Raw genomic sequence first — 13718 nt, 5'->3', positions numbered from 1 at the left:
GGGCAGGAGGCCCGGCGGCGCAGGCAGGCGGCTCAGGCGCCGCCCGCGGTGGCCGTGCCATGCGCGGCGACGGCGTCGTTCAGCGCGGCCAGCTGGGCCGGCGTGCCGACGTTTTCCCAGCGGCCGTCGAAGCGCTCGCCGCTGGCCGCGCCCGCTGCAATGGCGGCGCGATAGCAAGGCGTCATCGCCACCTTGGTGCCGGGGGCGATATCGCGGAACAGGCGCGTGTCATACAGGCCGATGTTGCCGAAGGTCAGGCGCTCGGCACCCGGCGCCGGGTCAAGCGCCAGCCGGCCGTCGGGCCACAGCGAGAAGTCGCCGGCCGGGTGGAACGGCGGGTTGGGCACCATCACCAGATGCATGCGCGGGACCGGCGCAGCGGCCATTTCCCGGGCACGCGGCAACAGCGCGCGGAAGTCGTACTCGCAGTAGATATCGCCGGAAACGGCCAGGAAGATCTCGCCGTGCTCCGCCTGAGGCGCCTGCGACAGCAGCGGCAGCGCCTTGGCGATGCCGCCGGCCGTCTCCAGCGCGCTGCCCTCGGCGGAGTAGGCGATGCGCGCGCCGAAGCGGCTGCCGTCGCCGAGCGCGGCCTCGATCTGCTCGCCGAGCCAGGCATGGTTGATGACGATATCGCGCAGCCCGGCGCGCACCAGTGCCTCGATCTTCCAGACGATCAGCGGCTTGCCGCCCACCGGCAGCAGCGGCTTGGGGCAGCTATCGGTCAGCGGACGCATGCGGTCGCCGCGGCCGGCGGCGAAGATCATGGCTTTCAAATCAGGGTCTCCATGGCAAGCAGGGCGGCCATGCCGCCGACGATGGTCCAGCCGATGCTGCGCGTGCGCGCCGCGATCACGATCGCGACCAGGCCCGCAACCAGCCTCGCGTTGAGCGGGCTCACGTAGAGTTCGCCGCCGCGCATCAGCAGGTCGGGGGCGATCAGCGCGGACAGCATGGCGGCCGGCACGAACTGCAGCGCGGTGCGGAACCACGCCGGCAGCCGCACGCGGCCTTCGACCGCGATGAACGACAGGCGGATCAGGAAGGTGGCCAGTCCCGCGCCAAGGAACACCCACAGCAAGGTCAGCGAGTTCATGCCGGCTCCTTGCCGACGGCGGCGTCCTTGCCGGCCGGACGTTGGCCGGACACGTTGCCACGGCCGAGCAGCAGCATGCCGGCGGCAATGCCGCCCAGTGCGGCGACCATCAGGCCGAGCTTGTGCGGCATGCCGAAGCACGCCACCGCGAGGGCGGTCGCCACCAGCGCCGCGGCGACCTGCGCGCGGTGCTTGAGCCCCGGCACGATGATGCCAATGAAGGTCAGCGGCAGGAAAAAGTCCAGTGGCCAGTCACGCGGCACCTGTGCGCCGACCAGCACGCCGGCCAGCGTCGACACCTGCCAGTTGGCCCACAGCGCGAAACCGCCGCCGAAGTAGAACCAGTGGCGGTAGCGCGCGCGCGGGCCGGTGTCGGCCAGCCGGTGCGTCATGGCGGCAAACGCTTCGTCGGTCAGCAGGTAGGCGATCAGCGCTTTCCAGCGGCGCGGCAGGTGGGCCAGCGTGGGGGCAATGGTGGCGGAGTAGAGCGCATGGCGCAGGTTCACCATGGCGACGGTGACGGCGATCACCAGGGCCGGCGTGCCGGCCGACCACAGTTGCGTCAGGATCATCTGCGAAGCGCCACCGAACACGATGGCGCTCATGGCGCAGGCCAGCCAGGCGGGCATGCCCGCGCCGACCGCCAGCACGCCATAGATGAGTCCGAACGGCACCACGCCCAGCAGCATGGGCGCGAGCGCGCGTACGCCCGCCCACCATTCGCCCGAGCGCGTGATGGCTCGGGGGTGGTCGGGATGGTCCGGCGGGGGCACTGCGCGAGCCCCGCTCAGAACGTATACCCGGCGGGACTCGCGGCGCCCTCGAGCGCGTCGAGCAGGCGGATCAGCTTGCGCAGTTCCGTGTAGCGGCCCGCGACCTGGCGCGTGTACTTGAGCACCAGGGGCAGGTTGGCCAGGTAGCCGTCCTTGCCGTCGCGGTGGTACAGGCGCGCGAAGATGCCGAGCACCTTCAGGTGGCGTTGCAGGCCCATCCACTCGAAATCGCGGTAGAACTCGCCGAAATCGGCGTTCACCGGCAGCCCGGCCTTGCGCGCGCGTTCCCAGTAGCGGATCAGCCAGTCCAGCTGCTGCTCCTCGTCCCACTCGATATAGGCGTCGCGCCACAGCGAGACCGCGTCGTAGGTGATCGGGCCGATCACGGCGTCCTGGAAATCGAGCACGCCGGGGTTGGCGCCGCCGGGGAGCACCATCAGGTTGCGCGAGTGATAGTCGCGGTGCACGTAGACCTGCGGCTGCGCCAGGATGTTGGCCAGCAGCACATCCATCACTTCGCGCAGGTCGGCCTGCTGGGCGTCCGTGAGCGTCGCGCCCAGGTGTTTCGCGATGTACCACTGGGGGAACAGGTCCAGTTCGCGCTGCAGCAGGGCGCGATCGTAGGCCGGCAGTTCGCCGGCACGCGTGGCGGCCTGGATGCGCACCAGCGCGACCGCGGCGTCGGCGTACATGCCGCTTGCTGAGGAATCGTCGAGCCGGGACAGGTAAGTCTGGCTGCCTAGATCGGCCAGCAGCAGGAAGCCCTGCTCCAGATCCTGGGCCAGGACCGTGGGCACCGTCACGCCGGCGGCACCGAACAACGCCGCGACATGGACGAAGGGCCGGCAGTCCTCGTGCGCGGGCGGCGCGTCCATCACAATGGCGGTCGGATGCGCGGCGTTGGCCGTGCTGACGCGGAAGTAGCGCCGGAAGCTGGCGTCGGCCGAAGCGGGTACGCAGGAATCGGGATCGACGGACCAGTCCGGACCGAGTCCGGATACCCAGGATTTGAGCTGGTCCAGGCGCGGGTCGTGAGGAAGTGCTGCCATGCCGGAAAGGTAGTATTGGTTGCCCCGTATAATACCCGACCAGACCCGGGCGCCGGGCGGCCCCCGGGAGGGGCCTTCGGTTGCCCCGCAGCCTGTTTCGACGGGGCTGGCGGCTCGCAGGCAAGCCGCCACCGACGACGTGACTGAAAACCCGCTCGCATGACCGAACAACGACGATCAACGAACCACCGAGCCAACAAGCCGCCTGCGCTTTCCGGCCCTTCCAGCCGCACTGGGCGGCTGCCTGCCGGCGCCCTGCGGCCGCTGGTGCTGGCCATGGCCGGCCTGTCGGTGGGCGCGCACGCGCAGATGTCGAGTTCCGCCATCCCCGACATAGACCAGACCGAGCCCCTCATCGAAGTCGCCCCCCAGGTGCCGCCCGCGCCGACGGTGTCGGGCGAACTCGTGCCGCGCCTGGCCGAGCCGTCCAAGTCGGGCGAGCCCGGCGAGAATCCGCCGGCATTCGTGTCCGGCGACCGGCTGAACGGCTACAACGAGCGTGGCGTGGAAATCGAAGGCAATGCCGAGCTGCGCCGTGGCGGTGCCGTGGTCAAGGGCGACAAGCTGACCTACGACCAGGATACCGACGAGGCCTTTGTCCACGGCAATGCCCGCGTGTCGCGCGGCGGCGCGCTGGCCGTGGGCCCCGAGGCGCGCATGAAGATCGAGGCGAACGAGGGCTACATGCTCTCGCCCGACTACTATTTCCAGCAGACCGGCGGCACGGGCAAGGCCGAGCGCATCGATTTCGTCGACAAGGACCGCAGCGTGATCAAGCGGGCCACGTACACCACGTGTTCGCCCGACAATGCCGACTGGTATTTCAGCGCGCGCCAGCTTGACCTGGACAGCGATCGCCAGGTCGGCGTGGCCTATGGCGGCGTGCTGCATTTCTTTGACGTGCCCATCGCAGGCGCGCCGGTGTTCAGTTTCCCGCTGACCGACGAGCGCCGCAGCGGCTTCCTGTCGCCCCTGTTCGGCTACGGCTCGAAATCTGGGCTCGATGTCACGCTGCCGTACTACTTCAATATCGCGCCAAACCGGGATTTGACGCTTTATCCGCGCATCATGACGTCGCGCGGCTTCATGCTCGGCGGCGATTACCGGTACCTGGGGCAAGGCTATTCGGGCCGGCTGCGCGCGGAAATCCTGCCGGATGACCGCCAGACCGGCACCAACCGCTGGTCCTACTCGTTCCAGCATACCCAGAACCTTGCCAAGGGGCTGAACGCCTACCTGAACCTGAACCGCGTATCGGACGACAAGTATCCGGACGACCTGACGCGCACGGTGTCGCAATCGACGCTGCGGCAGTACACCCAGGAAGGCGGCGTCACCTACAACTGGCAGGACTTCACGGTGTTGGCGCGCGTGCAGAAGTTCCAGACGCTGCTGCCGAGCGGGCCGTCCTACGAGCGCGAGCCGCAACTCAACGGCAAGTACATCCGCTATGACCTGGGCGGTTTCGATGTGCAGGTGGAAACGGATTACACGCGCTTCCGCATTCCGCTGACGTCCAACGGCTTCCAGCAGCCGCAGGGCGAGCGCATGTTCGTGCAGCCGACGATCAGCTATCCGATCGTGCGCCCGGGCTGGTTTGTGACGCCGAAGGTCATCTTCAATGCGACGCAATACCAGATGGAGGCGCAAAGCAACACGCCGACCGCGCAGACCAATTTCTCGCGGACGGTGCCGACCGTCAGCCTCGATTCCGGCATGACCTTCGAGCGCACCGCGCCGACGATGAGCCGGCTGTTCGGGGTCAACTACCTGCAGACACTCGAACCACGGCTGTTCTATGTCTACACACCGTTCCGCGACCAGAGCCAGTTCCCGCTGTTCGATACCGTGCAGTCGGACTTCGGCTACGGGCAGATCTTCTCCGAGAACCCGTTCACGGGCTACGACCGCGTCGCGGACAACAACAAGCTGACCGCAGGCGTGACTACGCGCCTGATCGAAGCCGATACCGGTGTGGAGCGTTTCCGCGGCACGATTGCGCAGCGCTACGACTTCACCGGCCAGCGCGTGCAGATCAACGGCACGCTTCAGGACCCGAAGGCCGGCAGCTCGGACCTGCTGGCCGCCACCACGATCCAGCTGTTCCGCGGCTACTACGTCGACGCGGGGATCCAATACAATCCGGATTCGGAGCACGTCAATTACTCGAACGTGGCGTTTGCCTGGCGCCCGGAGGCGCGCAAGCTGCTCAACGTGGGCTACCGCTACCGGCGCGCCACGTCGGTGACGGACAATACCGCCATCGACCAGTTCGAGATTTCCGGTCAGTGGCCGATTACCCAGCGCGCCTATGGCATCGGGCGGTTCGCCTTCGACCGGAACGCCAACCAGATGGTCGATGCGTTGGCCGGCGTGGAATATGCCGCCGATTGCTGGGTCGGCCGTGTGGTCTACCAGCGCTTCCGCAACACCTCGCAGGGCTACACCGGCCGCATCTTCCTGCAGGTGGAGTTCCGCGGGCTGTCGAAGATCGGCTCGAATCCGCTGGATATCCTGCGCCTGAATGTTCCTGGGTACGAACCTGTCACCGCCAAGCCGGTGCCGACGACCCAGTTCGATCACTATGAATGACGGATTACGATGAAACGTCAAGAATTTGCCGTGTTTTCCCTGGTGTCGTCGCCTTGGCGCCGCGTGCTGCTGTCGGCCGTGCTGGCCGCCGTGGCCGGGCCGGCCCTGGCCCAGCTCAAGGCGCCTTCGCAAGGGCCGCGCACCACCGGCATCTTCGTGCCGCAGTCCTCGGACGTGGCCGTCCCGTCGAGCCAGCCCCAGCTTGGCGTGCCGCAGCCGGGCAGCAGCGGCAAGCGTTCGCAGCTGGTCGACGAGGTCGTCGCGGTGGTCAACAACAGCGTGATCACGCGGCGTGAGCTGCTTGACCGCGCCGACGAGATCGAGAGCCAGCTTCGCGCCGCCAACCGCCCGGCCCCGGCACGTGCCGACCTGCTCGGCGAAGTGCTGGAGCGCCTGGTGATGGAGCGCGTGCAGACCCAGGCCGCGCAGGATGCCGGCATCAAGGTGACCGACCAGGAACTGGACCGTGCCATTGAATCGGTGGCGCAGCAGAACCGCCTGAGCCCCACGGAACTGCGCAGCCGCGTCGAGTCCAGCGGCATGACCTGGACCAAGTACCGGGACGAGCTGCGCAAGCAGGTGCAGGTGATCCGCCTGCGCGAGCGCGAAGTGGACTCGAAGGTACAGGTTTATGACGGCGAGATCGACAACTACCTTGCCGCGCGTGGCGGCCAGGGCGCGGCAGCTGCCGGGCCGACCGAGTTCAACGTCGCGCAGATCCTCGTGCGCGTGCCCGAAGATGCCTCCGATGCGCAGAAGCAGGCGCTGAAGACCAAGGCGGAAGGGCTGCTCAAGCAAGCCCAGGGCGGCGCCGATTTCGCCCAGCTGGCGCAGGCGAATTCGCAGGCGCCCGAAGCGGCGCAGGGCGGCTCCATGGGCTTTCGCGAGATCGGCCGCCTGCCGGCCATCTTCGCCAATGCGGTGGTCGACCTGCAACCCGGCGCCGTGGCGCCTGAAGTGGTGGAAAGCGCCAATGGCTTCCACATCCTGAAGCTGACCGCCAAGCGCGTGGCGCCGGCAGCGGCGGCCTCCAGCCCGGCCGCGGCCTCGCGCATCACGCAGACCCAGGTCCGTCACATCCTGATCCGCACCGGTCCGAACATGCCGGAAGCGGAGGCACGCCGCCAGCTCGGCACGCTGCGCGACCGCATTACACATGGCGGCGACTTTGCCGACGCCGCCAAGCGCTTCTCGCAGGACGGCTCGGCCCAGGCCGGAGGCGAGCTGGGCTGGGTGTCGCCGGGCGAGCTGGTGCCGGAATTCGAGCAGGCCATGAACCGGCTGCGCCCCGGCGAGATTTCGGAGCCGGTGGTGACGCAGTTCGGCGTGCACCTGATCCAGGTGGAAAACCGCCGCGAAACCGAGATGGCGCCCGAGAAGCAGCGCGACTTCGCGCGTGCGGAAATCCGCGAGCAGAAGCTGCGCGCGGCCTATGATGACTGGGTGCGCCAGCTGCGTTCGGCGGCGTACGTCGAGTACCGCGTCAACCGACAGCGCTGAGGCCCCGCCCGCACGACCCCGACATGCCCGACCCGCTTGCGCTAGCTATCTCGACCGGCGAACCCGCCGGTATCGGCCCCGACATCACCATCGGGGCGCTGTTGCGGCTCGCGGGCGAAAACGGCCACTGCCGCTACCATGTGCTCGGCGATGCGCCGTTGATGGCATCGCGCGCCGCCGCGCTCGGCGTGGCCCATGCCTGGGAGCGTCTGCTGGCCGAAGGCGATGTGGTCCTCCACCATGTCCCGCTGGCGGTTGCGTGCGAGCCCGGCCGGCTCGATGCCCGCAACGGTCCCTACGTACTGTCGATGCTCGACGCAGCCATTGCCGGCTGCCGCGCCCAACAGGGCAGCCCCGCGCGTTTCGCGGCCATGGTCACGGCGCCCGTGCAGAAGAGCACGATCAACGATGCCGGGGTGCCATTCACCGGCCATACCGAATACCTTGCCGAGGCGGCCGGCGTGCCGCGCGTGGTGATGATGCTGGCCGGCCCCCAGCCGGCGCATGCCAACGCCATGCTGCGCGTGGCGCTGGCCACGACGCACCTGCCGCTGCGCACGGTGCCCGACGCCCTGACCATACCGCTGCTGCTGCAGACACTGTCGATCATCGATGCCGACCTGCGGCGCTGGTTCGGCATTGCGCGGCCGCGCATCCTGGTGACCGGTCTCAATCCTCATGCCGGGGAAAGCGGCCACATGGGCCGCGAGGAGATCGACATCATCGAACCGGCGCTGGCGCAAGCGCGCGATGCCGGCATCGATGCGCGCGGCCCCTATCCCGCCGACACGCTGTTCCAGCCGCGCCACCTGCGCGACGCCGACTGCGTGCTGGCGATGTACCACGACCAGGGGCTGGCGCCCCTGAAGTACGGCACGTTCGGGCACGGCGTGAATATCACGCTGGGCCTGCCTTTCATCCGCACCTCGGTCGACCACGGCACCGCGCTCGACCTGGCCGCCAGCGGCCAGGCCGAACACGGCAGCATGATCGAGGCGATCCGCAGTGCGCTCACCATGGCCGGGCATGCCAACGGCAGGCATGCAACGGCCAGGCCATCGCACTAGTGGTGTAATCCTCCATGCGTTCAAACATGCACCAGGGCCACGTGGCCCGCAAGCGATTCGGCCAGAACTTCCTGGTCGACGATTCGATCATCCACGGCATCGTCAATGCCATCAATCCGACGGCAGACGATGTGCTCGTCGAGATCGGCCCGGGCCTGGGCGCGCTGACCGACCCGCTGCTCGAGCGCGTGCCGCAGATGCAGGTGGTCGAACTGGACCGTGACCTGGTCGAACGGCTGCGCCGCCGCTATGGCGACCGCCTGCTGGTCCACGCGGGCGACGCGCTGGCGTTCGACTTCAGCCGGCTGGCGGTGGCGGGGCGCCCGCTGCGCATCGTCGGCAACCTGCCGTACAACATTTCCAGCCCGCTGCTGTTCCACCTGATGGATTACGCCGACCACGTGCGCGACCAGCACTTCATGCTGCAGAAGGAAGTGGTCGACCGCATGGTGGCCGAGCCCGGCAGCAAGGCCTTCGGCCGGCTGTCGATCATGCTCCAGGTGCGCTACCACATGGAGCACGTGCTCGACGTTCCGCCGGGTTCGTTCAATCCGCCGCCGAAGGTCGATTCCGCGGTGGTGCGCATGATTCCGTGGCCGCGCACGGTGGACGGCCGACTGCGTTCTCCGCATGCGGATTGCGATATCACCGTGCTGGGCGATCTGGTCACCGCCGCGTTCTCGCAGCGGCGCAAGGTGCTGCGCAATACGCTATCGTTCCTGCGGGACCAGGTCGATTTCGAGGCCATCGGCTTCGACCTGAGCCGCCGCGCCGAAGAGGTGCCCGTCGGCGAGTACGTCGAACTGGCGCGCCGCCTGGGCGGTGCCGCTTCCGACCGGCCCGCCGCCTGATTGCCAGACCGATACCATCCCGAAATTTCCGCGAATTTCCGTCATGACCGCCAATACGCAAACCAACAAGCGACCCGTCATCCTGACCGGCGATCGTCCCACCGGCCCGCTGCACCTCGGCCACTACATTGGCTCGCTCAAGACGCGCGTGCAGCTGCAGGACACGCATGAGCAATACCTGCTGCTGGCCGACACGCAGGCCATGACCGACAACGCGCACGATCCCGACAAGGTCCGCCGCAACGTGCTGGAAGTGGCGCTGGATTACCTCGCCGTCGGCATCGATCCGGCGAAAACCACCATCACCGTGCAGTCGTACCTGCCGGCGCTGGCGGAACTGACGCTGATGTACCTGAACTTCGTCACGGTATCGCGCCTGGAGCGCAACCCGACCATCAAGGAGGAGATCCAGGCGCGCGGATTCGGCCGCGATATCCCGGCTGGCTTCATGTGCTACCCGGCGGCGCAGGCCGCGGACATCACCGCGTTCAAGGCCGACATCGTGCCCGTGGGCGAGGACCAGGCGCCGCTGATCGAGCAGACCAACGAGATCGTGCGCCGCATCAACCACCAGGTCGGCCGCGACGTGCTGAAGGAATGCCAGGCGCTGATCCCGAAGTTCGGCCGCCTGCCGGGCGTCGATGGCAAGGCCAAGATGAGCAAGTCCCAAGGCAACGCCATTGCGCTGGGTGCCGCCCCCGAGCAGATCAAGGCAGCCGTGCATAGCATGTACACCGACCCGGACCACCTGAAGGTCTCGGACCCGGGCAAGGTCGAAGGCAATATGGTCTTCACCTACCTCGATGCCTTCGACCCGAACACGGAAGAAGTGGAAGAACTCAAGGCGCATTACCGCCGTGGCGGGCTGGGCGACATGGTGCTCAAGCGCCGCGTCGAAAGCGTGCTGAACGAACTGCTGGGCCCGATCCGCGAGCGCCGCGAGCAGCTCGCCAAGGATCCCGACTATGTGTTCGACCTGCTGCGCGACGGCACCAACCGGGCCAAGGCCATCACCCAGCAGACGCTGGACGAGGTGCGCGAGGCACTGGGCATGTTCTCGTTCGGCAGCCGCTGAGCGGGACGGCCAACAAAAAAACGCGCGGTGCACCGCGCGTTTTTTTTATACCTTCATCACATGGCTGCCGTCAGCTGCGGCGATTGACCAGCACGATCCCCGCCAGCACCAGCACGGCTGCGACCGCAAAGCGCGCCCCGACCGCATCCTGCATCAGCACCACGCCGAAGGCGACGCCGAACAGCGGCGTCAGGAACGAAAACACCGAAAGCCGCGAGGCGAGGTAGCGCCGCAACAGCCAGAACCACGCCAGGTAGCTGGCAAACGCGATCAGCACCGACTGGTAGAAGAGACTGGCGAGCACTGCGCCGTTGAGCTGGACGCTGTCCGCCTGGCCGCCCATCAGCGCCATGGCCAGCAGCAGCACGCCCGATACCGCGAGCTGGTAGAGCAGGGTCTTGCTGGCCGGAGCGCTGGCCAGCGGCGTGGCGCGCACCACCACGGTGGTCGCCGCCCACAGCAGCCCCGCCACCACGCCCAGCGCATCGCCGGCCAGCGTGCTGCCATGCACGGATGCGGCCGTCATGCCGTCCGCAAAGGCCAGCACCATGCCGCAGAAGGCCAGCACCACGCCAAGCCACTGGGCCCCGCGCAGCCGCTCGCCCGCGACGGCGAAATGCAGGCCGACCGCGGTAAAGATAGGCGCGGTGTACAGGAACACCGCCATGCGCGATGCCGTGGTGTGGCCGAGCCCGACGAAGATGCAGAAGAACTCGGCCCCGAACAGCAACCCCGCCAGCAAGCCAGCGCGCAGCGTACCGTCGCGCTGCCAGATCGGCGCACCGCGCCACGCGGCAAAGCCGAACACCAGCAGCGCCGCGATGGCAGACCGTACGCCCGCCTGCAGCACCGCGCCCATCAGCGGCGCGGTCAGCTTGATCACGACCTGCTGCAGCCCCCAGGCGGCGCACAGCACCACCATCAAGCCGATCGCGGCGCCGTCCAGCGGGCGCCGGCTCAGGGTTTGCGCATCCATGCCGCGCGCTCAGGGACGGCTGGCGTCGCGCGTGGAATGGCGCTCGATCAGTTCGATCTTGTAGCCGTCCGGGTCTTCGACAAAGGCGATCACGGTGGTGCCGCCCTTGACCGGGCCGGCTTCGCGCGTGACCTTGCCACCTGCCACGCGGATGCGGTCGCAAGCCGCGGCGGCGTTGTCGGTCTCCAGCGCGATATGGCCGTAGGCGGTGCCCAGGTCGTATTTGTCGACGCCGTAGTTGTAGGTCAGTTCCAGCACCGCGGTTTCGCTTTCCGGGCCATAGCCGACGAACGCCAGGCGGTATTTGTACTCGGTGTTGTCGCTTTCACGCAGCAGCTGCATGCCGAGCACGCGGGTGTAGAAATCGATGGAGCGCTGCAGGTCGCCGACGCGCAGCATGGTATGGAGGAGTCGCATTTGAGATGCCCTGTGGGTCGTTCTTGAGGGGAATGCGACATTTTAGTGCGTTTGCGTGAAACGCACCGGCGCGGCCGGGCGTGCCCCCGCCACTCGGCACCGCCGCTCAGAACGTCGGCAGCAGCTCGGGCGGATGCGCGCGCAGTTGCGCGCGTGCGTCGCGGAACTCGGGGAAGATCGATTCCACGGTTTCCCAAAAGCGCGGGCCGTGGTTCATCTCCTTGAGATGCGCCAGTTCGTGCGCGGCGACATAGTCGATCATCGACATCGGGAAGTGCATCAGCCGCCAGTTCAGGCGGATCTTGCCGTCGGCGGTGCAACTGCCCCAGCGCGTGGCGGCGGAGGTCAGCGCGAAGCCGCTATGACGCACGCCCAGACGCTCGGCATACAGGTCGAGCCGTTGCGGCAGCAGGCGTCGGGCTTGCTGCTGCAACCAGCTCTGCACGCGGTCCTTGATCTGCTGCTCGTCGGCATGCGCCGGCATGGCCAGGTGGAGCACCAGCGTCTCGCCATTGAACAGCACCGCGCCGATCGGCGATTCCAGCATGAGCGTGATGGTCTGCCCAAGGAACGGCAGCGTGGCGCCATCGCGCCATTGCACCGTGGGCAGCACGCGCCGCGTTTCGCGCTGGCGCCATTCGCCGAGCTTGTTCAGGATCCAGCGCTGCTTTTCGCGGATGGCGCTCTCGACATCGGCCAGCGTGACCCAGCGCGGGGCCGTGATCGACAGGCCGCGGTCATCGACCGTGAAGCCGATGGTCCGGCGCGACGAACGCTTGAGGGTGTAGTGCAGCGTGTGCTCGCCCACCTGGAGCCGGCGGCCATCCGGTTGCGGTGCCGGCCATCCGGCCGCGGGTGGAGTCGGTGCCATCCCGGCCACGATGCCCGGCGCGCTGTCGGCCAGCGGCAGTTCCAGCTGTGCGCCGGGGGCATCGGGAGCGGGACGCAGCAAGCTCATGCGGCCTGTCCGTTGCCGTAGCTCGGCGCGTCGATGCGGCGCATGTCGCGCTCGATCCAGTCGCGCACTTCCTGGTTGAGCTGGTCGGCCGTCTTGTTGGCCGACGGGATCGACGGCCCGATCGAGATCGTGATCATGCCCGGGTACTTGAAGAACGAGTTGCGCGGCCACACCCGGCCCGAATTGACGGCCATCGGAATCACCCATGCGCCGGTTTCCACGGCGAGCCGGGCGCCACCGCTCTTGTAGCGCGGGTTCTCCAGGCCCGACGGCGTGCGCGTGCCTTCCGGGAACATGATGATCCATGCGCCCTCGGCCAGGCGCTCGCGGCCCTGGCGCGCGGCGGAGGAGAACGCCTTGATGCCTTCCTTGCGGTTGATATGCACCATCTTCAGCAAACCGAGGGTCCAGCCGAAGAACGGCACCAGCAGCAGCTCGCGCTTGAAGACGAAGCACAGTGGCTTGGGCATCAACGCCACATAGGCGATGGTCTCCCATGCGGACTGGTGCTTGGAGAGCAGCACCACGGGCTTGTCCAGCATGGTGTCCATGTGCTCCCGCCCTTCGATCTGGTAGCGGATGCCGCAAATCACACGCGCCGCGCCGATCGCCAGGCGGGTCCACCCGCGCACGAAATCGAAGCGCCGCGCGGCATTCATGAACGGGAAGACGATAAAGCAGACGGTTGCGTAGGGTGGTGTCAGCACCAGCAGGTACAGCGCAAACAGAAGGGAACGCAAAAAGGTCATCGAGGGGGCGCTTGATGGGGGTCAGCAGGGAATTCAGGAAGAAGCCGGGCGCGGCGCGGCGTCGCCGCCGGCCAGCCAGCGGGCGAAGGCGCGCAGATCGTCGTGAACGCGCGTGCCGGGCGGCAGGCCGCCCTTGTCCAGGGTCTTCTGGCCCTTGCCGGTCAGTACGAGGTGCGGGGTGCAGCCGACCGCCACGCCGGCCTCGAGATCGCGCAGCGAGTCGCCGACGATGGGCACGCCCTTGAGTTCGATGCCGAAGCGTTCACTGATCTGTTCGAGCAGACCGGACTTCGGCTTGCGGCAGTCGCAGGCGTCGGCCGCGGTATGCGGGCAGAAGAACACGGCGTCGACACGCCCGCCAAGGTTGGCCAGCGCCTTGTACATCTTCTCGTGCATGGCGTTGAGCGCGCTCATCTCGAACAGCCCACGCCCGATGCCGGATTGGTTGCTGGCGATCACCACGCGGTAGCCGGCCTGGTTCATCATGGCGATGGCTTCCAGGCTGCCTTCGATCGGCACCCATTCGTCGGCCGATTTCACGAACTGGTCGCTGTCGAGGTTGATCACCCCGTCGCGGTCGAGGACGATGAATTTGGGCGGTGTCTGCGGCATGTC

The 13718-nt window shown here is 67.7% G+C and carries 14 protein-coding genes; 5 read left to right on the top strand and 9 right to left on the bottom strand.

The features are described 5' to 3' along the window. Positions 1-32 precede the first annotated feature (32 nt). The 4 genes from murU to AC3FKH_RS00315 form a co-directional block, all read right to left on the bottom strand. On the bottom strand, positions 33-776 hold the full coding sequence (murU, locus tag AC3FKH_RS00330) for an N-acetylmuramate alpha-1-phosphate uridylyltransferase MurU (protein ID WP_488671994.1): 744 nt from the start codon (positions 774-776) through the stop codon (positions 33-35). Next, positions 773-1096 (bottom strand): AzlD domain-containing protein, encoded by a 324-nt coding sequence (locus AC3FKH_RS00325; protein ID WP_488671992.1) that lies wholly within the window; start codon positions 1094-1096, stop codon positions 773-775. The genes murU and AC3FKH_RS00325 overlap by 4 nt, the downstream gene beginning before the upstream one ends. Continuing rightward, the gene (locus tag AC3FKH_RS00320) at positions 1093-1785 is read right to left on the bottom strand and encodes an AzlC family ABC transporter permease (protein WP_488672856.1); all 693 of its coding nucleotides are present in this window, start codon (positions 1783-1785) and stop codon (positions 1093-1095) included. The genes AC3FKH_RS00325 and AC3FKH_RS00320 overlap by 4 nt, the downstream gene beginning before the upstream one ends. Before the next feature lie 98 nt (positions 1786-1883). Further along, positions 1884-2918: an aminoglycoside phosphotransferase family protein gene (locus tag AC3FKH_RS00315; protein ID WP_488671990.1), complete on the bottom strand. Its 1035-nt coding sequence runs from the start codon at positions 2916-2918 to the stop codon at positions 1884-1886. Positions 2919-3077: 159 nt separating this feature from the next. Here AC3FKH_RS00315 and AC3FKH_RS00310 point away from each other — a divergent pair, with 159 nt between their 5' ends. From AC3FKH_RS00310 to trpS, 5 genes are read left to right on the top strand one after another with little or no spacing between them, the layout of a single operon-like run. Then, positions 3078-5510: an LPS-assembly protein LptD gene (locus tag AC3FKH_RS00310; protein ID WP_488671988.1), complete on the top strand. Its 2433-nt coding sequence runs from the start codon at positions 3078-3080 to the stop codon at positions 5508-5510. Between the two features lie 9 nt (positions 5511-5519). Then, on the top strand, positions 5520-7010 hold the full coding sequence (locus tag AC3FKH_RS00305; protein ID WP_488671986.1) for a peptidylprolyl isomerase: 1491 nt from the start codon (positions 5520-5522) through the stop codon (positions 7008-7010). A gap of 23 nt (positions 7011-7033) precedes the next feature. Then, positions 7034-8077, top strand: coding sequence for a 4-hydroxythreonine-4-phosphate dehydrogenase PdxA (pdxA, locus tag AC3FKH_RS00300; RefSeq protein ID WP_488671984.1), 1044 nt, complete (start codon positions 7034-7036; stop codon positions 8075-8077). A 14-nt stretch (positions 8078-8091) separates the two neighbouring features. Then, entirely contained in the window at positions 8092-8928 is an 837-nt protein-coding gene (gene rsmA / locus AC3FKH_RS00295) for a 16S rRNA (adenine(1518)-N(6)/adenine(1519)-N(6))-dimethyltransferase RsmA (protein ID WP_488671982.1), read from the top strand. Positions 8929-8971: 43 nt separating this feature from the next. Further along, a complete protein-coding gene (gene trpS / locus AC3FKH_RS00290; RefSeq protein ID WP_483731272.1) occupies positions 8972-10003 on the top strand; it encodes a tryptophan--tRNA ligase in 1032 nt (343 codons plus the stop codon). A gap of 70 nt (positions 10004-10073) precedes the next feature. On the opposite strand, the gene AC3FKH_RS00285 is transcribed toward trpS, so the two are convergent. From AC3FKH_RS00285 to gmhB, 5 genes are all read right to left on the bottom strand, one after another. Further along, positions 10074-10979 (bottom strand): DMT family transporter, encoded by a 906-nt coding sequence (locus AC3FKH_RS00285; RefSeq protein WP_488671979.1) that lies wholly within the window; start codon positions 10977-10979, stop codon positions 10074-10076. Positions 10980-10988: 9 nt separating this feature from the next. Next, entirely contained in the window at positions 10989-11396 is a 408-nt protein-coding gene (gene gloA / locus AC3FKH_RS00280) for a lactoylglutathione lyase (RefSeq protein ID WP_488671977.1), read from the bottom strand. Positions 11397-11502: 106 nt separating this feature from the next. Further along, complete coding sequence (locus tag AC3FKH_RS00275; RefSeq protein WP_488671975.1) at positions 11503-12354, bottom strand: M48 family metallopeptidase; 852 nt, start codon at positions 12352-12354, stop codon at positions 11503-11505. Then, entirely contained in the window at positions 12351-13103 is a 753-nt protein-coding gene (locus AC3FKH_RS00270) for a lysophospholipid acyltransferase family protein (protein WP_483710478.1), read from the bottom strand. Before AC3FKH_RS00270 ends, AC3FKH_RS00275 begins: the two co-directional genes overlap by 4 nt. A gap of 33 nt (positions 13104-13136) precedes the next feature. Then, positions 13137-13715 (bottom strand): D-glycero-beta-D-manno-heptose 1,7-bisphosphate 7-phosphatase, encoded by a 579-nt coding sequence (gene gmhB / locus AC3FKH_RS00265; protein WP_488671974.1) that lies wholly within the window; start codon positions 13713-13715, stop codon positions 13137-13139. Between the last annotated feature and the right edge of the window lie 3 nt (positions 13716-13718).

The organism is Cupriavidus sp. 21MJTG02-4 (assembly GCF_057798975.1).
The sequence above is the reverse complement of the archived record's forward strand: the minus strand, read 5'-3'. Positions and strand labels throughout refer to the sequence as shown.

Excerpts from the sequence above, each read along its gene's own strand:
- AC3FKH_RS00320 (WP_488672856.1), bottom strand. The coding sequence starts at position 1,785 with ATGCTGCTGGGCGTGGTGCCGTTCGGACTCATCTATGGCGTGCTGGCG.
- AC3FKH_RS00275 (WP_488671975.1), bottom strand. The coding sequence starts at position 12,354 with ATGAGCTTGCTGCGTCCCGCTCCCGATGCCCCCGGCGCACAGCTGGAA.
- AC3FKH_RS00315 (WP_488671990.1), bottom strand. The coding sequence starts at position 2,918 with ATGGCAGCACTTCCTCACGACCCGCGCCTGGACCAGCTCAAATCCTGG.
- AC3FKH_RS00325 (WP_488671992.1), bottom strand. The coding sequence starts at position 1,096 with ATGAACTCGCTGACCTTGCTGTGGGTGTTCCTTGGCGCGGGACTGGCC.
- gloA (WP_488671977.1), bottom strand. The coding sequence starts at position 11,396 with ATGCGACTCCTCCATACCATGCTGCGCGTCGGCGACCTGCAGCGCTCC.
- trpS (WP_483731272.1), top strand. The coding sequence starts at position 8,972 with ATGACCGCCAATACGCAAACCAACAAGCGACCCGTCATCCTGACCGGC.
- rsmA (WP_488671982.1), top strand. The coding sequence starts at position 8,092 with ATGCGTTCAAACATGCACCAGGGCCACGTGGCCCGCAAGCGATTCGGC.
- AC3FKH_RS00305 (WP_488671986.1), top strand. The coding sequence starts at position 5,520 with ATGAAACGTCAAGAATTTGCCGTGTTTTCCCTGGTGTCGTCGCCTTGG.
- pdxA (WP_488671984.1), top strand. The coding sequence starts at position 7,034 with ATGCCCGACCCGCTTGCGCTAGCTATCTCGACCGGCGAACCCGCCGGT.
- gmhB (WP_488671974.1), bottom strand. The coding sequence starts at position 13,715 with ATGCCGCAGACACCGCCCAAATTCATCGTCCTCGACCGCGACGGGGTG.
- AC3FKH_RS00310 (WP_488671988.1), top strand. The coding sequence starts at position 3,078 with ATGACCGAACAACGACGATCAACGAACCACCGAGCCAACAAGCCGCCT.
- AC3FKH_RS00270 (WP_483710478.1), bottom strand. The coding sequence starts at position 13,103 with ATGACCTTTTTGCGTTCCCTTCTGTTTGCGCTGTACCTGCTGGTGCTG.
- AC3FKH_RS00285 (WP_488671979.1), bottom strand. The coding sequence starts at position 10,979 with ATGGATGCGCAAACCCTGAGCCGGCGCCCGCTGGACGGCGCCGCGATC.